21 protein-coding genes and 1 riboswitch are annotated in these 22,847 nt (G+C 60.5%); of the genes, 12 read left to right on the top strand and 9 right to left on the bottom strand.

Going from position 1 to position 22,847, the window contains the following annotated elements; all coding sequences use genetic code 11:
* Window positions 1-4: 4 nt before the first annotated feature.
* A complete protein-coding gene (gene epd, locus AU074_RS29945) occupies window positions 5-1,054 on the bottom strand; it encodes an erythrose-4-phosphate dehydrogenase (protein WP_063026588.1) in 1,050 nt (349 codons plus the stop codon).
* Window positions 1,055-1,224: 170 nt separating this feature from the next.
* A complete protein-coding gene (tkt, locus tag AU074_RS29940) occupies window positions 1,225-3,222 on the bottom strand; it encodes a transketolase (protein WP_076017787.1) in 1,998 nt (665 codons plus the stop codon).
* Window positions 3,223-3,471: 249 nt separating this feature from the next.
* Between tkt and AU074_RS29935 the strand changes: the two genes are divergently transcribed.
* The 5 genes from AU074_RS29935 to AU074_RS29915 all read left to right on the top strand — a co-directional run bounded on the left by AU074_RS29935 (window position 3,472) and on the right by AU074_RS29915 (window position 8,502).
* Window positions 3,472-4,467, top strand: a complete 996-nt coding sequence (locus tag AU074_RS29935; RefSeq protein WP_076017786.1) for a metalloregulator ArsR/SmtB family transcription factor — start codon at window positions 3,472-3,474, stop codon at window positions 4,465-4,467.
* A 19-nt stretch (window positions 4,468-4,486) separates the two neighbouring features.
* The gene (gene metK / locus AU074_RS29930) at window positions 4,487-5,677 is read left to right on the top strand and encodes a methionine adenosyltransferase (protein WP_076017785.1); all 1,191 of its coding nucleotides are present in this window, start codon (window positions 4,487-4,489) and stop codon (window positions 5,675-5,677) included.
* A gap of 222 nt (window positions 5,678-5,899) precedes the next feature.
* Window positions 5,900-6,241, top strand: a complete 342-nt coding sequence (locus tag AU074_RS29925; RefSeq protein WP_076017784.1) for a hypothetical protein — start codon at window positions 5,900-5,902, stop codon at window positions 6,239-6,241.
* A 110-nt stretch (window positions 6,242-6,351) separates the two neighbouring features.
* Window positions 6,352-8,025, top strand: coding sequence for an NAD-dependent DNA ligase LigB (gene ligB, locus AU074_RS29920; RefSeq protein ID WP_173860418.1), 1,674 nt, complete (start codon window positions 6,352-6,354; stop codon window positions 8,023-8,025).
* An 81-nt stretch (window positions 8,026-8,106) separates the two neighbouring features.
* The gene (locus AU074_RS29915; protein ID WP_076017782.1) at window positions 8,107-8,502 is read left to right on the top strand and encodes a DUF1090 domain-containing protein; all 396 of its coding nucleotides are present in this window, start codon (window positions 8,107-8,109) and stop codon (window positions 8,500-8,502) included.
* Window positions 8,503-8,508: 6 nt separating this feature from the next.
* Here the strand turns inward: AU074_RS29915 and AU074_RS29910 are convergent, their stop codons facing one another.
* Window positions 8,509-8,958 (bottom strand): cytochrome c, encoded by a 450-nt coding sequence (locus tag AU074_RS29910; protein ID WP_076017781.1) that lies wholly within the window; start codon window positions 8,956-8,958, stop codon window positions 8,509-8,511.
* 128 nt (window positions 8,959-9,086) lie between these two features.
* Between AU074_RS29910 and AU074_RS29905 the strand changes: the two genes are divergently transcribed.
* Window positions 9,087-10,259, top strand: coding sequence for a murein transglycosylase A (locus AU074_RS29905; RefSeq protein ID WP_076017780.1), 1,173 nt, complete (start codon window positions 9,087-9,089; stop codon window positions 10,257-10,259).
* Window positions 10,260-10,400: 141 nt separating this feature from the next.
* Here AU074_RS29905 and AU074_RS29900 read toward each other — a convergent pair whose 3' ends face one another.
* Both AU074_RS29900 and AU074_RS29895 read right to left on the bottom strand, forming a co-directional pair.
* Complete coding sequence (locus AU074_RS29900) at window positions 10,401-10,787, bottom strand: MAPEG family protein (RefSeq protein ID WP_076017779.1); 387 nt, start codon at window positions 10,785-10,787, stop codon at window positions 10,401-10,403.
* A gap of 31 nt (window positions 10,788-10,818) precedes the next feature.
* Complete coding sequence (locus tag AU074_RS29895) at window positions 10,819-11,652, bottom strand: EamA family transporter (protein WP_076017778.1); 834 nt, start codon at window positions 11,650-11,652, stop codon at window positions 10,819-10,821.
* Window positions 11,653-11,896: 244 nt separating this feature from the next.
* Between AU074_RS29895 and AU074_RS29890 the strand changes: the two genes are divergently transcribed.
* Complete coding sequence (locus AU074_RS29890) at window positions 11,897-13,162, top strand: sodium:proton antiporter (protein WP_076017777.1); 1,266 nt, start codon at window positions 11,897-11,899, stop codon at window positions 13,160-13,162.
* On the opposite strand, the gene AU074_RS29885 is transcribed toward AU074_RS29890, so the two are convergent.
* Both AU074_RS29885 and AU074_RS29880 read right to left on the bottom strand, forming a co-directional pair.
* The gene (locus AU074_RS29885) at window positions 13,156-14,043 is read right to left on the bottom strand and encodes a formate/nitrite transporter family protein (protein ID WP_076017922.1); all 888 of its coding nucleotides are present in this window, start codon (window positions 14,041-14,043) and stop codon (window positions 13,156-13,158) included. The two genes, AU074_RS29890 and AU074_RS29885, sit on opposite strands and share 7 nt — an antisense overlap.
* 76 nt (window positions 14,044-14,119) lie before the next feature.
* Complete coding sequence (locus AU074_RS29880) at window positions 14,120-14,524, bottom strand: acyl-CoA thioesterase (protein ID WP_076017776.1); 405 nt, start codon at window positions 14,522-14,524, stop codon at window positions 14,120-14,122.
* Between the two features lie 198 nt (window positions 14,525-14,722).
* Window positions 14,723-14,829: riboswitch (S-adenosyl-L-homocysteine riboswitch) on the top strand.
* Window positions 14,830-14,850: 21 nt separating this feature from the next.
* On the opposite strand from AU074_RS29880, the gene ahcY reads away from it, so the two are divergent.
* The 5 genes from ahcY to AU074_RS29855 all read left to right on the top strand — a co-directional run bounded on the left by ahcY (window position 14,851) and on the right by AU074_RS29855 (window position 21,414).
* Window positions 14,851-16,260, top strand: a complete 1,410-nt coding sequence (ahcY, locus tag AU074_RS29875) for an adenosylhomocysteinase (protein ID WP_076017775.1) — start codon at window positions 14,851-14,853, stop codon at window positions 16,258-16,260.
* Window positions 16,261-16,427: 167 nt separating this feature from the next.
* Entirely contained in the window at window positions 16,428-17,273 is an 846-nt protein-coding gene (gene metF / locus AU074_RS29870; protein WP_076017774.1) for a methylenetetrahydrofolate reductase [NAD(P)H], read from the top strand.
* 75 nt (window positions 17,274-17,348) lie between these two features.
* The gene (locus tag AU074_RS29865) at window positions 17,349-18,431 is read left to right on the top strand and encodes a hypothetical protein (RefSeq protein WP_076017773.1); all 1,083 of its coding nucleotides are present in this window, start codon (window positions 17,349-17,351) and stop codon (window positions 18,429-18,431) included.
* A gap of 70 nt (window positions 18,432-18,501) precedes the next feature.
* Window positions 18,502-19,305, top strand: a complete 804-nt coding sequence (locus tag AU074_RS29860; RefSeq protein ID WP_076017772.1) for an ABC transporter substrate-binding protein — start codon at window positions 18,502-18,504, stop codon at window positions 19,303-19,305.
* A gap of 222 nt (window positions 19,306-19,527) precedes the next feature.
* Window positions 19,528-21,414 (top strand): DEAD/DEAH box helicase, encoded by a 1,887-nt coding sequence (locus AU074_RS29855; RefSeq protein WP_076017771.1) that lies wholly within the window; start codon window positions 19,528-19,530, stop codon window positions 21,412-21,414.
* A 72-nt stretch (window positions 21,415-21,486) separates the two neighbouring features.
* Here AU074_RS29855 and AU074_RS29850 read toward each other — a convergent pair whose 3' ends face one another.
* Together AU074_RS29850 and AU074_RS29845 are read right to left on the bottom strand one after the other, a co-directional pair.
* Entirely contained in the window at window positions 21,487-22,083 is a 597-nt protein-coding gene (locus AU074_RS29850; RefSeq protein ID WP_076017770.1) for a YceI family protein, read from the bottom strand.
* Between the two features lie 157 nt (window positions 22,084-22,240).
* Window positions 22,241-22,837, bottom strand: a complete 597-nt coding sequence (locus AU074_RS29845) for a YceI family protein (RefSeq protein WP_076017769.1) — start codon at window positions 22,835-22,837, stop codon at window positions 22,241-22,243.
* Window positions 22,838-22,847: the final 10 nt, after the last annotated feature.

Here is a 22,847-nt window from a genome sequence, read left to right as displayed (position 1 = left end):
AGAGCTAAAGTTGTGGAGAGGCTGTTTGCAGATAGTGCTCTGCAACGTCCAGCATACGGTTGGCAAAACCCCATTCGTTGTCGAACCACGCCAGGATGTTCACCAGCCGTGGGCCGGAAACGCGGGTCTGGCTGGCATCGACGATGGCCGAATGCGGGTCATGGTTGAAATCACAGCTGGCGTGGGGCAACTCGGTGTAGGCCAACAGGCCTTTGAGCGGGCCGCTGGTGGCGGCGTCGCGCAGGATCCGGTTGACCTCGCCGGCGTCGGTGTCGCTGACGGTTTGCATGGTGATGTCCAGGCAAGACACATTCACCGTCGGTACCCGTACGGCTTTGGCCTGGATTCGCCCGGCAAGTTCCGGCAACAGTCGCTCGATACCGCGCGCCAGCCCGGTGGACACCGGAATCACTGACTGAAACGCCGAACGCGTGCGACGCAGGTCCTCATGGTGGTAGGCATCGATCACCGGCTGATCGTTCATCGCCGAGTGAATGGTGGTGATCGACACGTATTCCAGGCCGATCGCCTGGTCCAACAGGCGCAACAGCGGCACGCCGCAGTTGGTGGTGCAGGAGGCGTTGGACACCAGCAGTTCGGCGCCGGTCAGGCAATCCTGGTTCACGCCATAGACGATGGTGGCGTCGACATCCGCCTCGCTGGCCATCGGCTGGGAGAACAGGACCCGCGGCGCGCCGGCGTCGAGAAACCGCTGGCCGTCGGCACGGGTGTGGTAAGCACCGGAGCATTCCAACACCAGGTCGACGTCCAGCGCCGCCCAGTCGATGCCCTCGGGGGTGGCACTGCGCAACACCTTCACGCAGTTGCCATTAATATGCAGACAGTCGTCTTCAACCCGCACTTCGCCGGGGAACCGGCCGTGAGTGGAGTCAAAGCGTGTCAGGTATTCGATGCTGGCCATGTCAGCCAGATCGTTGATCGCAACAATTTCAAACCCGGCAGCCGCCCCTCGCTCGAACAGAGCACGCAAGACGCAACGACCAATCCGGCCGTAGCCGTTGAGTGCAACTTTGTAGGGACGCGGTTGAGGCATGGGGTTCTCGCATTGTGGGCGACACAAACCATTGTAGGAGCGAGCTTGCTCGCGAAGAACCCGAGAGCGCCGCGTTAAACCAGAAACGCTGCGTTATCGTTGACGATCTTCGCGAGCAAGCTCGCTCCTACAGTGGATGCGGCAACCAAAGGGTCACCGCGTTCGAGCTTTTAGTCTTCCAGCAGCTCTTCAGCCTGACCCAGGATGTTTTCCAGGGTGAAGCCGAACTCTTCGAACAACGCTGGCGCCGGCGCCGACTCACCGTAGGTGGTCATGCCGATCACGCGGCCTTCCAGGCCCACGTACTTGTACCAGTAGTCGGCGTGAGCCGCTTCGATGGCGATACGCGCGCTGACCTGCAACGGCAACACCGATTGCTTGTAGTCCGCATCCTGGGCTTCGAAGACGCTGGTGCACGGCATGGAAACCACGCGCACATTGCGACCGTCTGCCGTCAGCTTGTCGTAAGCCTGAACCGCCAGGCCCACTTCGGAACCGGTGGAGATCAGGATCAGCTCCGGCTCGCCGATGCAGTCTTTCAGCACGTAGCCACCACGGCTGATGCCTTCGATCTGCGCAGCGTCGCGCGTTTGGTGCTGCAGGTTCTGACGGGAGAAGATCAGCGCCGAAGGGCCGTCTTTACGCTCGATTGCGTGCTTCCAGGCCACAGCCGATTCGACTGCGTCCGACGGGCGCCAGGTGTCGAGGTTCGGCGTGGTGCGCAGGCTGGTCAGTTGCTCGACCGGCTGGTGCGTCGGGCCGTCTTCGCCCAGGCCGATGGAGTCGTGGGTGTAGACGAAGATCACACGCTTCTTCATCAGCGACGCCATGCGTACTGCGTTGCGGGCGTATTCCATGAACATCAGGAAGGTCGCGCCGTAAGGCACCAGGCCGCCGTGCAGGGCGACGCCGTTCATGATGGCGCTCATGCCGAATTCGCGCACGCCGTAGTACATGTAGTTGCCGCTGGCGTCTTCCGCCGAGACACCTTTGCAACCTTTCCACAGGGTCAGGTTGGAACCGGCCAGGTCAGCCGAACCGCCGAGGAACTCAGGCAGCAGCGGGCCGAACGCGTTCAGGGTGTTCTGGCTGGCTTTGCGGCTGGCGATGGTTTCGCCCTTGGCAGCCACTTCGGCGATGTAGGCCGAGGCTTTTTCCGAGAAGTCGGCAGGCAGGTCACCCGCGAGGCGGCGTACCAGTTCGTTGGCCAGCTCAGGGAATTCAGCGGAGTAGGCTGCAAAACGCTGGTCCCACTCGGCTTCGACAGCCAGACCGGCTTCCTTGGCGTCCCACTCGGCGTAGATGTCAGCCGGGATTTCGAACGGGCCGTGGTTCCACTTCAGCGCAGCGCGGGTCAGGGCGATTTCCGCGTCACCCAGTGGGGCGCCGTGGCAGTCTTCTTTACCTTGCTTGTTCGGCGAACCGAAGCCGATGGTGGTCTTGCAGCAGATCAGGGTCGGCTGCTCGCTCTTGCGGGCGGTCTCGATGGCGGTCTTGATCTCTTCAGGATCGTGGCCGTCGACGTTGCGGATCACCTGCCAGTTGTAGGCTTCGAAACGCTTCGGCGTGTCGTCGGTGAACCAGCCTTCGACTTCGCCGTCGATGGAGATGCCGTTGTCATCGTAGAAGGCAATCAGCTTGCCCAGGCCCAGGGTACCGGCCAGGGAAGCGACTTCGTGGGAAATGCCTTCCATCATGCAGCCATCACCCAGGAACACATAGGTGTGGTGGTCGACAACGTTGTGATTGGGACGGTTGAACTGTGCGCTCAACACTTTTTCAGCCAGGGCAAAACCCACGGCGTTGGCCAGGCCCTGGCCGAGTGGACCGGTGGTGGTCTCGACGCCAGAGGTGTAGCCGTATTCCGGGTGGCCCGGGGTGCGGCTGTGGATCTGGCGGAAGTTTTTCAGGTCGTCGATGGTGACATCGTAGCCGGTCAGGTGCAGCAACGAGTAGATCAGCATCGAGCCGTGCCCGTTGGACAGGATGAACCGGTCACGGTCGGCGAACGACGGGTTGCTCGGGTTGTGTTTCAGGTAGTCACGCCAAAGTACCTCGGCGATATCCGCCATGCCCATCGGGGCACCGGGATGGCCGCTGTTGGCTTTTTGCACGGCATCCATGCTGAGGGCACGAATGGCGTTGGCACGCTCACGACGGCTGGGCATCGCTGATCTCCTGGAGGTTGAATAAAAGAAACGGAAAAAAGGATCGGCATTTTCCCTCAGCCACGGCCCTCGGGGCAATGACAGATAGTCACTTGGGGGCGTTTTTCCTGCCGATTGGCTGGAGAAACCGCCCCCCGCTTCGTCTATGGGTTATAGCGGCTGCTTATAACCACCGATTATCGACCAATATCAAAACTTTTTGATATTGGCCTTGCGGGGTTTTCCCACCGTCTCTAGACTGCTGGCCTTATGAACTTAAGCGCATCTTCCATTCGCCCCGACGACAGCGACGAGCTGGCAGCCCTGTGCAAGGCCGGCGGCGACCCGTTGCGCCTGAATGTATTGCGCGCGCTGACCAACGATTCGTTCGGGGTATTGGAACTGGCGCAGATCTTCGCCATCGGCCAGTCCGGCATGAGCCACCACTTGAAGGTGCTGGCCCAGGCCGACCTGGTGGCAACCCGCCGCGAAGGCAATGCGATTTTTTACCGTCGTGCCCTGCCCCACACCGAACAGTTGGGCGGCAGGCTGCACGCTGCGCTGCTGGAAGAAATAGACAGCCTGGCCCTGCCGGCTGATGTGCAGTCGCGCATCAGCCAGGTGCACGGGCAACGCGCTGCGGCCAGCCAGGACTTTTTCTCACGGGTAGCCGAGAAGTTTCGCGCCCAGCAGGACCTGATCGCCGGCTTGGCGCAATACCGCGAAAGCGTGTTGGCACTTTTGGACAAGCTGAGCTTCAGTGATGAGGCAACGGCGGTTGAAGTGGGCCCCGGCGATGGTGGTTTTTTGCCGGAGCTGGCGCGTCGCTTTCATCAGGTCACGGCGCTGGACAACAGCCCGGCGATGCTGGAATTGGCCCGCCAATTGTGTGAGCGCGAGGCGCTGGGCAATGTCCACCTGCAGTTGGCGGACGCCCTGAATGACACCAGCCTGCGGGCCGATTGCGTGGTGCTGAACATGGTCCTGCACCATTTCGCAGCCCCGGCAGAAGCCCTCAAGCAGATGGCGAATTTGCTGCAACCAGGCGGCAGCCTGTTAGTCACAGATTTATGCAGCCACAACCAGAGTTGGGCCAGGGAAGCCTGCGGTGATCTCTGGCTGGGTTTTGAACAGGACGATCTGGCCCGTTGGGCCACCGCTGCGGGACTCGTTCCCGGGGAAAGCCTCTATGTAGGTTTACGTAATGGTTTCCAGATTCAGGTCCGCCATTTTCAGCGGCCGGCTGGCGACACTCACCATCGGTAAATATCAGGAAAACATCGAGATGAGCGAATACTCCCTTTTCACCTCCGAGTCCGTGTCTGAAGGGCATCCGGACAAAATCGCCGACCAGATCTCTGACGCGGTGCTGGACGCCATCATTGCTGAAGACAAGTTCGCCCGAGTGGCGTGCGAGACTCTGGTGAAAACGGGCGTGGCGATCATCGCCGGCGAAGTCACCACCTCTGCCTGGGTAGACTTGGAGCAGATCGTTCGTGACGTGATCATCGACATTGGCTACAACAGCTCCGACGTCGGCTTCGACGGCGCGACCTGCGGCGTGATGAACATCATCGGCAAGCAGTCCCCGGACATCAACCAGGGTGTCGACCGTGCCAAGCCTGAAGATCAGGGCGCCGGCGACCAAGGCCTGATGTTCGGCTACGCCAGCAACGAAACCGACGTGCTGATGCCAGCACCGATCACCTTCTCCCACCAGTTGGTGAAGCGCCAGGCCGAAGCCCGTAAATCGGGTGTGTTGCCATGGCTGCGCCCGGACGCCAAGTCCCAAGTGACCTGCCGTTATGAAGGCGGCAAAGTCGTCGCCATCGACGCGGTTGTACTGTCGACCCAGCACAACCCGGACGTGTCCTACAGCGACCTGCGCGAAGGCGTCATGGAGCTGATCGTCAAGCACGTACTGCCTGCCGAACTGCTGACCAAAGACACCCAGTTTCACATCAACCCGACTGGCCAATTCATCATCGGTGGCCCGGTAGGCGACTGCGGCCTGACCGGTCGCAAGATCATCGTCGACAGCTACGGCGGCATGGCCCGTCACGGCGGCGGCGCGTTCTCCGGCAAGGATCCATCCAAGGTTGACCGTTCGGCTGCCTACGCCGGGCGTTATGTGGCCAAGAACATCGTGGCTGCCGGCCTGGCCGAGCGTTGCGAGATCCAGGTGTCCTACGCCATCGGTGTGGCCCAGCCTACGTCGATCTCGCTGAACACCTTCGGTACCGGCAAGATCAGCGACGACAAGATCGTCAAGCTGGTGCGTGAAATCTTCGACCTGCGTCCTTACGCAATCACCACCATGCTCGACCTGCTGCACCCGATGTACCAGGAAACCGCGGCCTACGGCCACTTCGGTCGCACCCCTGAGCAGAAGACTGTCGGCAACGACACCTTCACCACGTTCACCTGGGAAAAGACCGACCGCGCCAACGACCTGCGCACTGCCGCCGGCCTGTAATCGCCTTACGGTGAACACAAAACCCTGCCGGGCTATCCCGGCAGGGTTTTTTATTGCCGGATGATTTGCGGGCGACAATCACTTTTTTGGATCCAATGCTTGCAGGCTAAATGATGGCCCACTAAAATCCGCGCCCTCCCGGGCCTTCACCTCTTATTGGATATTGCACTGCGCCTGCCCGGGACCGATAAGCGCGCAGGCAATCGTACATTGAGGTTTTCCATGCGCATTTCCACACTCGCCCCTGCCGCCCTTCTGCTCAGCCTGTTTGCCCTGCCGGCGCACGCCGACTTGAGCGCACTCAGCGGCCTGACTTCCCAACTGGGCGTGTCTTCCGGCGATTGCGAAAAACAGGGCACAGACCTGCAGGCCAAGGTCGACGCGGCCAAAGCCAATGGCGAAGAATTGAAAGTGAAGGCCATGCAGGCCGCTCTGGATCAAGTAAACAAAGGTTGCAAAAAAGTCGGCGAGTCCCAGGCCAAGCTCGATGCCAGCCAACAAAAGCAGCAGGCCAAGGCGGACAGCAACGATACCGTGAAAGCGTTGGGTGGTCTGTTCAAGTAAGCCGAAACATCGGGTAAAAAGCCTCGCGGTTGCGGGGCTTTTTTATGCCCGCCGGGATGGCTTAGTCTGGGCGCCCTTTCAGAGCAAGGATGCTCATGATGATGCTGCCTATGCGCTTGCTGTTCTTCTTTTTACTCAGTCTCTCGCCGCTGATTGCGTGGGCGCGGGAGTGTCCCGACTGGGAGGCCGATCACGCCCGGACCCAGATCGCCGACTTGGCGCAGCAAGTCCGCTTGTGGGATGACAGCTATCATCGACTCGGCCAGTCATTGATCAGCGATGAGCTCTATGACCAGGCCCGCCAGCGCCTTGGCCTATGGCGCAGTTGCTTCGCCTCCTCCGCGCCGACCACGGACAATCCGCTGGCCAGCGCACGAGGCACCATCGCTCACCCGACACCACACACCGGCCTGGAAAAACTGCTGGACGACAATGCCGTTCAAACCTGGCTGAGCACTCGCCAGGACGTATGGATTCAGCCCAAGGTCGATGGCGTCGCCGTCACGCTGGTTTACCGCAAGGGCCGACTGAGCCGGGTCATCAGTCGTGGCGATGGCCGGCTGGGCCAGGATTGGTCAGCCTCCGCCCGCAGGATTCCCGGGATCGTCCAGCAACTGCCCGAGCCCGTAGACCTGTTGTTGCAAGGCGAACTCTATTGGCGACTGGATGATCACGTGCAGGCCGCCGAAGGTGGCCTCGGCGCCCGCAGTAAAGTCGCCGGGCTGATGAATCGCCGGCAGTTGAGCGAAGCCGAAGCCGCCAATATTGGGCTGTTTGTGTGGGCTTGGCCCCAAGGCCCCGATGATTTTTCCGAACGGCTGAGCCAGCTTGCGAAATGGGGCTTCAATGACAGCGAGCGCTATAGCCATCCGATCAAGGACATTACCGAAGCAGCGCACTGGCGCAGCTACTGGTACAGCCACCCACTGCCCTTCGCCAGCGATGGCGTGGTGTTGCATCAGGGCCAGCGAGCGCCGGCCAAACGCTGGAGGGTCAGTTCGCCCTATTGGGCGGTTGCCTGGAAATACCCGGTAGTCAAAGCGCTGGCCCATGTGCGCAAGGTGCATTTCAAGATTGGGCGCACCGGGCGCATCACCTCCATCCTGGAACTGGAGCCGGTACTGCTTGATGACCGGAAAATCAGCCGGGTCAGCGTTGGCTCCCTGAAACGCTGGCGGGAACTGGATATTCGCCCTGGCGACCAGGTGTCCATCAGCCTTGCCGGCCAGGTCATTCCGCGCCTTGACCACGTCGTGCTGCGTAGCCAGCCACGGGTCGAGTTGCAGATCCCCCAGGCCAACAACTTTCATCCCCTGAGTTGCTGGGAACTGGCCCCGGGCTGTGAGGAACAATTGCTCGCGCGCCTGACCTGGCTGAGCGGCGCCCAGGGGCTGGCCCTGCCACATATTGGCCGTGAAACCTGGAACACTTTGATTCAGGCCGGTCTAATCGCCGGGCTGCTCGATTGGTTAACCCTGGATGAGGCAGAGCTTGCTAACATTGATGGCTTAGGTGAACGCAGCAGTGCACGTTTACTCGACAGCTTGCGCGGCGCCCGGCAACGCCCGTTCGCGCAATGGCTGATGGCCCTGGGAGTACCGCCCACGGCCCGCAACAATCTACAAGGCGGCTGGCAAACCCTGGCCGCCAAAGACACTCAAGCCTGGCTGGCCGAAGATGGCATAGGCCCGGGCCGCGCGGCGCAACTGAGCGCTTTTTTTCGCGACCCGCAGGTGCAGGCCTTGAGTGAAACATTACGGGCTGCCGGGATAGATGGTTTTTGACCTCTGCCCGACAGCATTAACCGGTGCCGGCAGAATTCATCCTGCCCACCTGATTGCGACCTTGTTTCCTTTGGAGCCTTTATGAAGTTTCTCGCACCTTTTGCCTTGTTGACCGTCGCAACCTTTATGGCCACACCACTGCTGGCGGCCGAGGAAACCCCGCAGCTCACCGGCTGCGCCGCCAAGCGCCAGGCCATCAGCACCCAGATCGAACAAGCCAAGGCCCACGGCAACAGCGAGCAGCAAGCCGGCCTGGAAAAAGCCTTGAGTGAAGTCACTGCCAATTGCACCGACGCTTCTTTGAAAAAGGAGCGCGAAAACAAGGTGCTCGACGCCAAGCACGAAGTCAGCCGGCGTCAGGCCGACCTCGACAAGGCGATGAAAAAGGGTGATTCCGACAAGATCAACAAGCGCAAGGACAAGCTGGCCCAGTCACGCAAGGACTTGCAGGAAGCCCTGGACGATCTGGACAAGTAAGACGCCTCAGTGATCGCGGAACTGTTTATGGCACGCGGTGCAGGCATCTTCGACTTTCTGCACGGCCGGCCCCAGGTTACTGGCCTTGTAGGGCTGGACTTGGCTGGCGATCACCAATTCACCGGTGGCCGCTTCAAGGTTGCGGGCCATCTCCTGGAAGCGTGCCTGTTGCTGCCACACGTCGTCCTTGGCGCTGGTGTGGTCTCCTTCACGCACGCTCGGGAAATGTTTCCACGGTTCATGGGACAACGCATCAAGCTTGACCGCGCCTTCGGCAAATTTGGCGCCGTCGAACGGAATGCGCCCACGCAGCATGCCGCCCAGGTCTTCGCCGGTCTTGAGCATCTGCTTGAAAATCGCCTTGCGCTGGCCAAGGGGCGAATTCGGATCAACTCCGCCACAGGCGGACAGTGTCAGGCAGGCCAGCAATACAACGGTCAGTCTTTTAAAAGTCATGATGGCTCAAGGTCACGGGAAACGGCGGCCAGTATCCTCGCCCCGCCTGCAAAGACCAATACCCCTATTAATAATAAGGGTTGTTCGAGCGCCAACCCGCGCGGGCAATCGCCTCAGGAATTTTGTGTATGAATACCCGCTTTAAACCCTGGAGCCGCCGCCTGGCGTGGGCTCTGCCAATGATCGCGTTGCTGGCTGGTTGCGACACCGGCAAAGATGAAAAAGCCAAGCCCCACGCCATCGCGACCTACACCAGTGCCACCTGGGAAAACTTGCCGGCGGTATCGGACAGTGACCTGCAAGCCGGCTTCGAATCCTGGCGCAGCGCCTGCCAACGACTCAAGGCTGACCCTGTGTGGGGCACGACGTGCGCGGCATCGGCCACCGTACCGTCGACCGCAGTGGCGATTCGCGACTTCCTCAAGGCCAACCTTGATGTCTACGGCCTGCGTTCGGCTGACAACAGCCCCAACGGCCTGATCACCGGATACTACGAACCGGTTTACCCCGGCAGCCTCACCGAAACCCCTACCGCCCACGTGCCGGTATTCGGCGTGCCGGATGACCTGATCATCGTCAACCTGGAAAGTATCTACCCGGAACTCAAGGGCAAACGCCTGCGCGGTCGCCTGGAAGGTCGGGTACTCAAACCCTATGACGACGCCAGCGCCATCAACCAGCAAGGCTCCACCGCCAAGCCTATCGCCTGGCTGACCAACCCGATGGACCTGCAATTCCTGCAGATTCAGGGTTCGGGCCGCATCCAACTGGCCGATGGCCGCCAATTGCGTGTCGGTTACGGCGACCAGAACGGCTACCCGTACCGCCCCATCGGCCGCTGGCTGGTTGAGCAAGGTGAGCTGAAAAAAGAAGACGTGACCATGGGCGCCATCGCGGCCTGGGCCAAGGCGCATCCGCAGCGCATTCCTGAATTGCTGGCAAGCAACCCCAGCTACGTGTTCTTCAGCGCCCGCCCCGACAGCAACGAAGGCCCGCGAGGCTCGCTGAACGTGCCGTTGACCGCGGGTTATAGCGTTGCGGTGGATCGCAAGGTGATTCCGCTGGGCAGCCTGTTATGGCTGTCGACTACGCGACCGGATGGCGCACCCATTGCCCGCCCGGTGGCTGCGCAGGATACCGGCGGTGCAATTACCGGCGAAGTGCGCGCCGACCTGTTCTGGGGAACCGGTGATGCCGCTGGTGAGTTGGCGGGCAACATGAAGCAGCAGGGCCAGATCTGGATGCTGTGGCCAAAAGGCGCAGCGCTGCCGAAAGTGCCCGATGCGCCGACAGGCACCTGAAGAACACCAAGGGTCTATGTGGGAGCGGGCTTGTGTGGGAGCGGGCTTGCTCGCGAATGCGGTGTGTCAGTCACCGGATGTATCGACTGATCCACCGCATTCGCGAGCAAGCCCGCTCCCACATTTGAACAGTGTCAGGCTTTAGATCGAGACGAAGAAGAAACTCGCAATCAACGCCATCCCCACCGCCCACACCACCGACCGCAGGATCGCCCAGTCCGCCAGATAGCAGATGATGTAAAGCAACCGGCTGGTAATAAACAGCACCGCCAGCACGTTGATCGTCACCAGCGACGCCGCGCCGGCCAAATGGGCGATGATCACCGCCGCCGCAAAGGCCGGGGTCACTTCAAAGCTGTTGAGTTGCGCACTGTGGGCACGCTTGGCAAACCCCTCCAGCGTATCCAGGAAGGCACGCGGATCATGGTTATCCCGGGGCCCGAACTTGCCACCGCTGAACTTGGCCACGCCCGTGCACAGGTACGGCAGAAAAATTGCGATCAACACACACCAGAAAGCGACTGTCATAACCCATTCCTTTTTTAGTTTTGTCCGACGGTTAGAGCTTCATCACGAACATGCCGATCAGCACCAACCCACAGGCTATGAGCCGCGGGCGGCCGAAAGGTTCTTTCAGGTAACGCATACCGAACAGCACCACCAGGATCACGCTGACTTCCCGCAGCGCGGCAGCCTCGGCAATCGAGCCCAACTGCATGGCCCAAAGCACCAGAGCGTAGCTCAACAACACGCACAACCCGACGCTCAGCCCCAGCCGCCACTGGGTACGCCAGAACAGCCCGAACGCCGCCCGCTTGCGCACCATCGCCAGCAACGGAAACGGCCAGGCGCTGATCAGCGTCAGCCACACCAGGTAATCCAGCGGGTGTGACCAACGGCGCAACGCCTGGCCATCGAGGAAGGTGTAGCAGCCGATGCACAGGCCAATCAGCGCCACCACCGGCAACATCGACCAGGGCAACCGCTCGCCACCACCGCCTTGCCACAACAGGCACAGCATGCCGAACGGAATCAGCAGAATGCCGAGGATCTGTTGGGTGCTGAGCACCTCACCGGCAAACACCAGCGTCAGCACCAGCACCACCAGAGGTGACAGCCCACGCATCAACGGGTACACCAACCCCAGGTCACCCACCCGATAGGCCTGGATCAGCAGGTAGCGATAGAGCAATTCAAACAGCGCCGAGGCGATGATCCATGGCCAGATTTCCAGCGGCGGCAACGACACGAAACCTACCGCCAGCAAGACAAACAGCAACGCCACCGTGTCCATGCACGCGATCACCAACAGGCGCTCGCCGCTGAATTTGATCAAGGTGTTCCACGTCGCATGCAGCAGCGCCGCTACCAGTACCAGAGCTGTTGCAATCACTCGTGACTCCCCAGTCAGAAACAGCAGAATTGATGCGCCATATGTCAGCACCTGTTTATACTAAAGCCAACCACGCCGCACTCAGTTGCGCAAAGACCTCTACCCATAATTTTTTGCTGCTGCCCGATCCTCATCGACCCGAGCGTATGCCTGACGGCACTTTTCTCCATCTGCTTGCAACGTCGCCGCCTCGCTGCGGTCCACCTATCCAACTAACTACTCACCCCCCATCCAAGGACCCCGGATGCTTGAACTTGTCGCTGCGTTTATTTGCCTCACCACCCTGCTCACTTATGTGAACTACCGCTTCATCGGCCTGCCGCCCACTATCGGTGTGATGGTGACGGCACTGATGTTTTCCCTGCTGCTGCAAGGTTTGAGCTTTATCGGCTACCCCGGCCTTGAAGAACGCATTCAGCAGTTGATCGGCCAGATCGACTTCGGCGACTTGCTGATGAACTGGATGCTCTCGTTCCTGCTGTTCGCCGGCGCCCTGCACGTCAACCTGAGCGACCTGCGCAGCTACCGCTGGCCCATCGGCCTGCTCGCCACCTTCGGCGTATTGATCGCCACGGTGGTGATCGGCAGCCTGGCCTTCTACATCTTTGCCCTGTTCGGCTGGCACGTAAGCTTCCTGTATTGCCTGCTGTTCGGCGCGCTGATTTCCCCCACCGACCCGATTGCCGTACTCGGTGTGCTACGAACCGCCAACGCGTCCAAGCCGCTGAAGACCACCATTGTCGGCGAATCGCTGTTCAACGACGGCACAGCGGTGGTGGTGTTCACGGTGTTGTTGGGCATCGCGCAACTGGGCGAGACGCCTACGGTTGGCGCCACGGCCATGCTGTTTGCCCATGAGGCGATCGGTGGCGTGGTGTTCGGCGGGCTGATCGGCTACATCGTGTACCTGATGATCAAGAGCATCGAGCAGTACCAGATCGAAGTGATGCTGACCCTCGCCCTGGTGATCGGCGGCTCGGCAATGGCCACCGAGTTGCACGTCTCGGCACCGATTGCGATGGTGGTGGCGGGACTGATCATCGGCAACCTGGGCCGCAAGCTGGCAATGAACGACATGACCCGTCGCTACCTGGACGGTTTCTGGGAACTGCTGGATGACATGCTCAACGCCCTGCTGTTCGCGCTGATCGGCATGGAATTGCTGCTGTTGCCGTTCAACTGGCTGCACGTGCTGGCCGCCAGTTTGCTGGCGGTGGCGATCCTGTTGTCACGCCTGCTGACGGTCGCCCCGGCGATCCTGCTGCTGCGGCGCTGGCGCACGGTGCCCCGCGGCACCATCCGCATCCTTACATGGGGCGGCTTGCGCGGTGGGGTTTCCGTGGCATTGGCACTGGCCCTGCCGTTGGGCCCGGAGCGCGACTTGCTGCTGAGCATCACCTACATCGTGGTGCTGTCCTCGATCCTGTTGCAGGGCTTGAGCATCGGCAAGCTGGTCAAGCACGTGACCAAGGATGATCCGGCGCCTGCTGCGGCGCCGGAGACTCACTGATCCTTTTTGATCTGCTGCGGATGCCTCGGGTCCGCAGCGGCTTTGCCTGGCAGGCTGCTTTCGCTGCGAATCTGCGCATGGCTGATCAGCGCAAAGATAAAGCTGCCGCCGATGATATTGCCCGCCAGTGTCGGCCCGGCGAACACCAGCCAGAAGTCTTTCCACGGCAACTCGCCGGCAAATACCAGGTACGACACTTCCGCCGAGCCCACCACGATGTGGGTGAAGTCTCCCAGTGCCATCAGGTAGGTGATCAGGATGATGATCCAGATTTTGGCGCTTTCCATGGACGGGATCATCCAGACCATGGTGGCGATCATCCAGCCGGAGACAATGCCCTTGGCGAACATCTGGGAGGCGTCGTTTTCCATGACCTTGCGCCCGATTTCCAGGAAGGCCAGGTCGGTCTTGGTGTCAAAGATCGGCAAGTGCAGCATCACGTACGCCACCAGCAAGGTGCCGCACAGGTTGCCCACCAGCACCACTGCCCATAAACGCAGCAGACGTCCGAAATTATTCAGCGTGGGTTTGCTCATCACCGGCAACACCGCTGTCAGGGTGTTTTCGGTGAATAACTGCTGACGGGCGAGGATCACCGCCAGAAAACCTGCGCAGTAGCCAAAACTGGCTATCACCTTGAACTCTTCGCCATCCGGCAGGCGCGAGTTGAGCAAGCCCATGCCCATCAGCGACAGGCCCATGGTCAGGCCAGCGGCCAGCGCCGACCACCACAACGCGGCGACATTGCGCTCCAGTTCCTGGTCGCCTTGAGTGCGGATGATTTCATGCAGAACCGCCGCGCGAGGCGGCTGGTTCTTGTCGACGTCGTGCTGCTCTTCCTGCGACAGATTGGGGGTCTTGCCGTCTTCTTGGGTGGCCATGGTGATACCTGAACGGGGGGCGATATTCAGGTACGACCCATGGTTGATCAAGAGCGTTCACTGGCCCTGCGCAGGATTACTCGCCGATGCCTTCCGACTGAAACTGATCCTTCACGTACTTGATCTCGGTGCGGCCATGGGGCGCCGGCAAACCGTCTTCGCCCAGGTTCACGAAGACCATTTTTTCCACCGTCAGAATGCTCTTGCGCGTGATCTTGTTACGCACTTCGCAGGTCAGGGTGATGGAGGTGCGGCCGAACTCGGTGGCGGTGATGCCCAACTCGATGATGTCGCCCTGGCGCGAGGCGCTGACAAAGTTGATTTCAGAAATGTACTTGGTCACCACCCGCTGGTTGCCCAACTGGACAATCGCGTAGATGGCGGCCTCTTCGTCGATCCAGCGCAGCAGGCTGCCACCGAACAGGGTGCCGTTGGGGTTGAGGTCTTCGGGTTTTACCCATTTGCGGGTGTGGAAGTTCATGTTCACTCCAAAGCGTGTTGCGAAATGATGGTCAACATCATGGCAGAGGCCGGCCCCAAGCTCTATGAGCCATTGGCTATCAACCCCATGAGCGATCTTCATGCCGCCGACAGAAAGGCTTTAGAAGTCAGGCGCAGGCGGCTATAATCGCCTCCGCTTCAAAACGGTCATCTTCGATTGATACCGTTCTCCCGCCACCTGTCCGAGGGGCGCTGCAGCAGGCTCGACCTGTCAGGCTCGGATGGGGCGTTGTCTGGCCTGGTTAATTGGGCCTGATACTAAACGCACAACGGCGCCCATTCGCACACTACGAATGGAGGCTCTTCATGAGCGCTGTAATCACGCCTGCAGGTTTTACCGACTACAAAGTCGCCGATATGTCCCTCGCTGCCTGGGGCCGTCGCGAAACCTTTATCGCCGAATCCGAAATGCCAGCCCTGATGGGCCTGCGCCGCAAGTACGCCGCTGAGCAGCCGCTCAAGGGCGCGAAGATTCTCGGCTGCATCCACATGACCATTCAGACTGCCGTGCTGATCGAAACCCTGGTTGCCCTGGGTGCCGAAGTACGTTGGTCGTCCTGCAACATTTTCTCGACTCAAGACCAGGCTGCTGCCGCTATCGCTGCTGCCGGGATCGCTGTTTACGCCTGGAAAGGCGAGACAGAAGAAGAGTACGAGTGGTGCCTGGAGCAAACCATCCTCAAGGATGGCAAGCCATGGGATGCCAACATGATCCTCGACGACGGCGGCGACCTGACCGAGCTGCTGCACAAGAAATACCCGCAGATCCTCGACCGCGTCCACGGCGTGACCGAAGAAACCACCACCGGCGTTCACCGCCTGCTGGACATGCTGGCCAAGGGCGAGCTGAAAATCCCGGCCATCAACGTCAATGATTCGGTGACCAAGAGCAAGAACGACAACAAGTACGGCTGCCGTCATAGCCTGAACGATGCGATCAAGCGTGGCACCGACCACCTGTTGTCCGGCAAGCAAGCGCTGGTGATCGGCTACGGTGACGTGGGCAAGGGTTCGTCCCAGTCCCTGCGTCAGGAAGGCATGATCGTTAAAGTCTCCGAAGTTGACCCAATCTGCGCCATGCAAGCCTGCATGGACGGTTTCGAAGTGGTTTCGCCGTTCATCAACGGCCAGAACGACGGCACCGAAGCGAGCATCGACAAAGCGTTGCTGGGCAAGATCGACCTGATCGTGACCACCACCGGCAACGTGAATGTGTGCGACTCGAACATGCTCAAGGCCCTGAAAAAGCGCGCCGTGGTGTGCAACATCGGTCACTTCGACAACGAAATCGACACCGCTTTCATGCGCAAGAACTGGGCATGGGAAGAAGTGAAGCCACAGGTACACAAGGTTCACCGTACCGGTGCTGGTGATTTCGACCCGCAGAACGATGACTACCTGATCCTGCTGGCCGAAGGCCGTCTGGTGAACCTGGGCAACGCCACTGGCCACCCAAGCCGCATCATGGATGGCTCGTTCGCCAACCAGGTTCTGGCGCAGATCTTCCTGTTCGGCCAGAAATACGCCGACCTGTCGCCAGCCCAGAAAGCCGAGCGCCTGACCGTGGAAGTACTGCCGAAGAAACTCGACGAAGAAGTGGCCCTGGAAATGGTCCGCGGCTTCGGCGGCGTAGTGACTCAACTGACCAAGACCCAGGCCGACTACATCGGCGTGACGGTCGAAGGCCCGTTCAAGCCGCACGCTTACCGCTACTAAGTAACCGGCTCTCTCCCTGTCGGAGCGGGCTTGTGTGGGAGCGGGCTTGCTCGCGAATACGGAGTGTCAGTCGAAGCAATCATGGCTGACCCACCGCATTCGCGAGCAAGCCCGCTCCCACATTGACGGTGTAAGCCTTCCAGTTTTGAGTTTCCAAGGATACGACCATGTCCCAAGACCGTCGCTACAGCTTCGAGTTCTTCCCGACCAAGACCGATGCTGGGCATGAAAAACTGATGGCGACTGCCAAGCAGTTGGCCAGCTTCAACCCCGATTTCTTCTCCTGCACCTACGGTGCCGGTGGCTCCACCCGCGATCGCACGATCAACACCGTGTTGCAGCTGGAAAGCGAAGTCAAAGTCCCTGCTGCTCCGCATTTGTCCTGCGTGGGCGACAGCAAGGCCGACCTGCGCAGCCTGCTGACCCAATACAAGCACGCCGGCATCAAGCGCATCGTCGCCCTGCGCGGTGACCTGCCGTCCGGCATGGGCATGGCCAGCGGCGAGCTGCGCTACGCCAATGACCTGGTGAGCTTCATCCGCGAAGAAACCGGCGATCACTTCCACATCGAAGTGGCCGCTTATCCGGAGATGCACCCCCAGGCGCGCAATTTCGAAGACGATTTGCAGAACTTCGTGCGCAAAGCCAACGCCGGCGCCAACAGCGCAATCACCCAGTACTTCTTCAACGCAGAGAGCTACTTCTACTTCGTTGAACGTGTACAGGCGATGGGCGTGAATATCCCGATCGTGCCGGGCATCATGCCGATCACCAACTACAGCAAACTGGCGCGTTTCTCTGACGCCTGCGGCGCGGAAATCCCACGCTGGATTCGCAAACAACTGGAAGCCTACGGCGACGACGTCAAGAGCATCCAGGCGTTCGGCGAGCAGGTCATCAGCGAAATGTGTGAACAATTGTTGCAAGGTGGCGCGCCAGGGTTGCACTTCTATACCCTGAACCAGGCTGAGCCAAGCCTCGCTGTCTGGAACAACCTGAAGCTGCCACGCTAAGGTCTGCTCCGAAATGCCAGGGCCCTCATATCGAGGGCCTTTGCCGTTCTAAACGCCCACGGAATTCTGCAGTCCATGAATACAACCGCCCCGACGTCCCGCCCGCAACTGGTGTACCTGGTATTCGGCGCCGAGACTTACCATCAGGAAGCGGTATTCAGTATCGCCAGTGCCTTGGCCTTCCTGCGGGATACGCCGGATGCCGGCATCGATATCCAGGTCTTCAGCGACAATCCCGAGCCTTATCGCCTGCTGCCGGTACGGGTGCGCCCGCTGGATGAAGCCACGCGTAAACGCTGGAGCGAGCCCCATGGCTACCACTTCCGCACCAAGCACGTGGTGCTGCGGCAGGTGCTGCAAGAGTCCGAAGTGGCGCTGCTGATCGACACCGACACGTTTTTCCACCATTCGCCCTTGGCGCTGTTTGAACGCGTGCAGCCCGGCACCCTGCTGTGCAACGCCTTCTACACCAAGTACGGCGACAACCACGAAAGCATTCTGTACAGCGCCCTGTACCAACGCCTGCTGGACATGGGCGTGGCCGACGACGACATGATGACCCTCAACTCCGGGGTCATGGGCCTGACGCAGCAGGACGCGCACATTCTCGACCGTTCGATCGAGCTGATGGACGAACTGTTTCCCCATGCCCAGGGTGCCTACACCCTGGAAGAGTTCTGCCTGTCCATCGCCGCTTATCGCACCCTCAACGTGCGCGAATGCCCGGACCTGATCCACCACTACTGGAGCCGCAAGCAGCTGTTCCGGGCCAAGGTCAAGGCATGGATCGCCAAGCATGCGGCGAACCCCACCAGCGTCACGGCCCTCGACGATACCCGCCAGGTCTCCGCCCATCTGCCGCGCCCGCCGCGCCTGCAACGGCTGATGTACAAGCTGATCACCCTGATATTGCCCAAGCACCAGCAGCAGTTCATCCGGGAAATCCTCTACGGCTGCTATGAGCATGAAAACGAGTTCGACCAGGCGTGTGGCCCGGTTTGGTGGGACAAGGCCCGGCAAAATCAGGAAGAGCGCCAGGGCCGGCCCGTTGATGCCCATCTGCTGGAGCACTGGTTTGCCAATCCCGTGGTGCGGCTGATTCTCGGTGAGCGGCGCGAGGCGATCTACGAACACTTGATCAAATCTCCCGGTAAGTAAAACCGGCGGGCGCCCGCAGATCACTGAGCCAGAGCTTCTCTTTAGCCCGAGACAGTCGTAATCTCGGGGCATGCCTGTCACTTTCCGGTTGTTGACTGTTGTTCTTTTCGCTTGCCTGAGCCTCGGTGCCCATGGCGAGAAACTGCGCATTGTCACCGAGCCCTGGGCGCCTTACGTATACGACGACAAAGGCACCATGCGCGGGCTCGACTACGAGACCACGGTGATCGTGTTCCAGCGTTTGGGCATCGATGTGGATTGGCAATTTCTGCCCTGGAAGCGCTGCCTGGCGATGCTCGATCAGGGCCAGGCCGATGGCGCACTGGATATTTTCCACAGCCACGAACGCGACGCGGTGCTGCTGTACCCCAGCGAGCCGCTGTCCGAGGTGGAGTTCGTGCTGTTCTACGCCAACGAGCGACCACATCCGTTCCAGACCTTCGACGACCTGCGTGGCCTGACCATCGGCACGTCGCCGGGTTACCTCTATGGCGCCGAGTTCAGCGAGTCCACACAGTTCAAGCAGGAGCCGGCCGCCAGCCATGAGGCCAACTTCGGCAAGCTGGCCCTGGGGCGAATCGACCTGGTCATCACGGACCGCCGAGTCGGCCAGCATGTGCTCAAGGCCCTCGGACTTGAGGACCAGATCACCCAGGCACCCCCGGTGGTCAGCAGCCAGCCACAATTCCTCGCCGTGCGCCGTGGTGCCGGCATGGATTTGCTGGTGCAACGCTTTGCCGCCGAACTCAAACGCTTCAAGCAAGAGCCGGCCTACGCGGCCTTGAGCGCCAAATATGCAGGCAGCAGCCCTCAAACCAGCGCATCCGCCGTGCCCGCGCGCACCGTTGAGCAGCAGGAAAGCAGCGCAGAGTGATTGCTCTGTTATACTCCGGCCTTTCCGCCAGGCTTACGCCCGGACGCTTCGGTCTTGCAAAAGGCACCCGACCCCGCTACAGCGCAGCTTTCAAGCCCGCGCGAGCCGTCTGAGTGCCTGCCAGCCCCAGCAGGACCGGACGGGATTGCGTTCATCTAAACGCCATTCACGCCAGGCAAGACTATCCCTCTGGGCCAAGCCCTAACTAAAACAGGATTACTCATGTCCTTTGCTTCCCTCGGTCTCTCCGAGGCTTTAGTCCGCGCCATCGAGGCAGCGGGCTATACCGAGCCTACTCCGGTGCAACAGCGGGCCATTCCCGCCGTGTTGCAAGGTCGCGACCTGATGGTTGCGGCTCAGACAGGTACTGGTAAAACCGGCGGCTTCGCCCTTCCGATCCTGGAGCGGTTGTTCCCCAATGGTCACCCGGACAAATCCCAGCGTCATGGCCCGCGCCAACCGCGCGTACTGGTCCTGACCCCTACCCGCGAACTCGCCGCCCAGGTGCATGACAGCTTCAAGCTGTATGCCCGCGACTTGAAGTTCGTCAGCGCCTGCATCTTCGGCGGCGTCGGCATGAACCCACAGGTTCAGGCCATGTCCCGCGGTGTCGACGTACTGGTTGCATGCCCGGGTCGTTTGCTCGACCTGTGCGGCCAAGGCAGCGTCGATTTGTCCCACGTGGAAATCCTCGTGCTGGACGAAGCCGACCGCATGCTCGACATGGGCTTTGTCCATGACGTGAAAAAGGTCCTCGCGCGCCTGCCGGCCAAACGCCAGAACCTGCTGTTCTCGGCCACGTTCTCCAACGACATCACCGCGTTGGCGGGCAAGTTGTTGCACAACCCCGAGCGCATTGAAGTCACGCCGCCGAACACCACGGTCGAGCGTATCGAGCAGCGCGTGTTCCGCCTGCCGGCCGCCCACAAGCGTTCGCTGCTGGCCCACCTGATCACCGCCGGCGCGTGGGAACAGGTATTGGTCTTCACCCGCACCAAGCACGGCGCCAACCGCCTGGCCGAGTACCTGGACAAGCACGGCCTCACCGCCGTCGCCATCCACGGCAACAAGAGCCAGAACGCTCGCACCAAAGCCTTGGCCGACTTCAAGGCCGGTGAAGTGCGCATCCTGGTCGCCACCGACATCGCCGCTCGCGGCCTGGACATCGACCAGCTGCCACACGTGGTCAACTTCGAGCTGCCAAACGTCGACGAAGACTATGTGCACCGTATCGGCCGTACTGGCCGGGCCGGTCGTTCGGGTGAGGCTATTTCCCTGGTCGCTCCGGACGAAGAAAAGCTGCTGAAAAGCATCGAGCGCATGACCAAGCAGAAAATCACCGACGGCGACCTGATGGGCTTCGACTCCAGCGCCGTTGAGGCTGAAAAGCCTGAAGTGCGCGAGCGTCCGGACGTGCGCAACCCACGCAACAACCCACGCGGTCCGAAGGGCGATGGCCCGAACGGCGGCGGCGGTGGTGGCGGTCGTAAAGACAAGGGCAAGGACAAAGGCGGCAAGGACAAGGCTGCGACCAACGGCCGTGGCGAACGCCCGGCTCGTGAGCAAAAGCCCCGTGAAGGCACCCCGGCCCGCGAACAGCGCCAGCCGAGCCAGCCGGCACGTGCTGCTGCCGACCGAGCGCCGGACGAGTTCCTGGACGACGACGTAGACAACTTCGGTAACCGCGTTGACTACGTACCCCAGGCCAAGCCGGCCCAGGGCCGTGGTCGTCGCCCGGGCGCTCCGGCCCAGGGCGCAGGCGCAGGTTCTGCGCCACGCACTGGCGGCCAGCCACAAGGTCGCCAGAACGGCCCGCGCAGCAGCAACGGTGCCACCACCGGCACCCCGCCTGCCAAGCGCAGCGGCCCGCGCAACGGCGCACCGCGTGACGGCCAGGCCCGTCGCGAAGAATCGCGCAACCGTCGTCCGGCTAGTGATGATCAACCTCGTCTGTCGGAGCCAGCGGTGCAAAACCCGCGCGGCGGCCCGGCACCGAAGATCATCCACAAAGAGTCGAAAAGCGATCGCACGCTGACACCTGAGCAGTTGGATCAACTGCCGGGCCGTCCACGTGGTGAAAAACCGGCGTTGCTGACCCGCAACCGCTGAGTTTTCAAAGCGCCATAAAAAATGCCCCTGATCGCGAGATCCGGGGCATTTTTGTTTCAGGGCAACGAAGACTTACTTCGTCCTTATGCCTTCGAACGTGATGTACAACTCGATCCGGCTGGAGCCTGGGGACAGCTTGCCCGTCTGGCCAAAGTCTTCCCGCAGAATACTGGTGGTGCCTTCGAACCCCGCACGGTAACCGCCCCATGGGTCATCGCCCTCCCCGAGGAACGTTGATTTGACCACGATGGATTTCGTCACACCGCCAAGGGTGAGGTCACCCGTTACATCGGCCGTGAGTTTCCCCTCCGAATTGGTGCCGGTCAGTTTCACACCTGTAGAAACAAACCTGGCGTCGGGAAACTTGTCGACATTGAGGTATTCCTTTTCCCGCAGGTGCTTGTCGCGTTCCGTGTGATTGGTGAACAGACTGGCGGTACGCACATTCACTTCGATCTTGCTGTCTTCGGGCTTGGTCGCATCAAAACTGAACGTTCCGTCCAGGTCTCGGAAGGTGCCGGTGATAAAGCTGTACTCCAGATGCTTGACCTTCAAGTCGATAAAGGCGTGCTGGCCTTCCTTGTCGATCACATAGTCCGCAGCCAGGGCCTGGCCTGCAGCAAGCACGCTGAAGCTCATCGTCAGTGCAGCAAATGTTTTCATCAGCATCGGTCTACTCCTAGAGAGTCAGGGGGGACCGTGTAGAAATAGAGATATCCGTCGCGTAAAAAAACAGGCTAAGAGCTGAAATTGCGTAGGAGTCTTCTTAAACGACACAAAAAAAAACGCCGACACAAAGGTCGGCGTTTTGTTTAGCGGGCGAAAATTACTTCGCTTTCACACCTTCAAACGTCACGTACAGCTCAACGGTGTTGGACGCTGGGCCCAGGTCCATCTGCTTGCCGAAGTCCTGGCGGTTGAAGGAAGTAGTACCTTCAAAGCCGGCACGGTAGCCGCCCCATGGATCCTTGCCTTCACCCAGGAAGGTGGCCTTGACGACGATTGGCTTGGTCACGCCGTGGAAGGTCAGGTCGCCGGTCACGTCTGCAGTGACTTTGCCGTCAGCATTCTTGCCGGTGGTCTTGACGCTGGTGGAGACGAACTTGGCATCGGCAAACTTGCCAACATCCAGGAAGTCTTTGCTGGCGATGTGCTTGTCACGTTCGGCGTGGTTGGTGAACACGCTGGCGGTGCGGACGTTGAACTCAATCTTGCTGTCTTCAGGCTTGGCAGCATCGAAGCTGAACTTGCCGTCCAGGTCCTTGAACGTACCGGTGATGAAGCTGTAGCCCAAGTGGCTGATCTTGAAGTCAACGAAGGCGTGCTGGCCTTCCTTGTCGACAACGTAGTCAGCTGCCATCGCCTGACCGGCAGTCAGCAGGGCAGAACCGATGGCCAGAGCGGCGAGAGTCTTTTTCAACATGCTTTCTATT

This window comes from Pseudomonas sp. ATCC PTA-122608 (assembly GCF_001952855.1).
GTDB lineage: Bacteria > Pseudomonadota > Gammaproteobacteria > Pseudomonadales > Pseudomonadaceae > Aquipseudomonas.
The sequence above is the reverse complement of the archived record's forward strand: the minus strand, read 5'-3'. Positions and strand labels throughout refer to the sequence as shown.

Coding starts and splice junctions, on each gene's coding strand:
- epd (WP_063026588.1), bottom strand. CDS start 1,054: ATGCCTCAACCGCGTCCCTACAAAGTTGCACTCAACGGCTACGGCCGG.
- tkt (WP_076017787.1), bottom strand. CDS start 3,222: ATGCCCAGCCGTCGTGAGCGTGCCAACGCCATTCGTGCCCTCAGCATG.
- AU074_RS29935 (WP_076017786.1), top strand. CDS start 3,472: ATGAACTTAAGCGCATCTTCCATTCGCCCCGACGACAGCGACGAGCTG.
- metK (WP_076017785.1), top strand. CDS start 4,487: ATGAGCGAATACTCCCTTTTCACCTCCGAGTCCGTGTCTGAAGGGCAT.
- AU074_RS29925 (WP_076017784.1), top strand. CDS start 5,900: ATGCGCATTTCCACACTCGCCCCTGCCGCCCTTCTGCTCAGCCTGTTT.
- ligB (WP_173860418.1), top strand. CDS start 6,352: ATGCGCTTGCTGTTCTTCTTTTTACTCAGTCTCTCGCCGCTGATTGCG.
- AU074_RS29915 (WP_076017782.1), top strand. CDS start 8,107: ATGAAGTTTCTCGCACCTTTTGCCTTGTTGACCGTCGCAACCTTTATG.
- AU074_RS29910 (WP_076017781.1), bottom strand. CDS start 8,958: ATGACTTTTAAAAGACTGACCGTTGTATTGCTGGCCTGCCTGACACTG.
- AU074_RS29905 (WP_076017780.1), top strand. CDS start 9,087: ATGAATACCCGCTTTAAACCCTGGAGCCGCCGCCTGGCGTGGGCTCTG.
- AU074_RS29900 (WP_076017779.1), bottom strand. CDS start 10,787: ATGACAGTCGCTTTCTGGTGTGTGTTGATCGCAATTTTTCTGCCGTAC.
- AU074_RS29890 (WP_076017777.1), top strand. CDS start 11,897: ATGCTTGAACTTGTCGCTGCGTTTATTTGCCTCACCACCCTGCTCACT.
- AU074_RS29885 (WP_076017922.1), bottom strand. CDS start 14,043: ATGGCCACCCAAGAAGACGGCAAGACCCCCAATCTGTCGCAGGAAGAG.
- AU074_RS29880 (WP_076017776.1), bottom strand. CDS start 14,524: ATGAACTTCCACACCCGCAAATGGGTAAAACCCGAAGACCTCAACCCC.
- ahcY (WP_076017775.1), top strand. CDS start 14,851: ATGAGCGCTGTAATCACGCCTGCAGGTTTTACCGACTACAAAGTCGCC.
- metF (WP_076017774.1), top strand. CDS start 16,428: ATGTCCCAAGACCGTCGCTACAGCTTCGAGTTCTTCCCGACCAAGACC.
- AU074_RS29865 (WP_076017773.1), top strand. CDS start 17,349: ATGAATACAACCGCCCCGACGTCCCGCCCGCAACTGGTGTACCTGGTA.
- AU074_RS29860 (WP_076017772.1), top strand. CDS start 18,502: ATGCCTGTCACTTTCCGGTTGTTGACTGTTGTTCTTTTCGCTTGCCTG.
- AU074_RS29855 (WP_076017771.1), top strand. CDS start 19,528: ATGTCCTTTGCTTCCCTCGGTCTCTCCGAGGCTTTAGTCCGCGCCATC.
- AU074_RS29850 (WP_076017770.1), bottom strand. CDS start 22,083: ATGCTGATGAAAACATTTGCTGCACTGACGATGAGCTTCAGCGTGCTT.
- AU074_RS29845 (WP_076017769.1), bottom strand. CDS start 22,837: ATGTTGAAAAAGACTCTCGCCGCTCTGGCCATCGGTTCTGCCCTGCTG.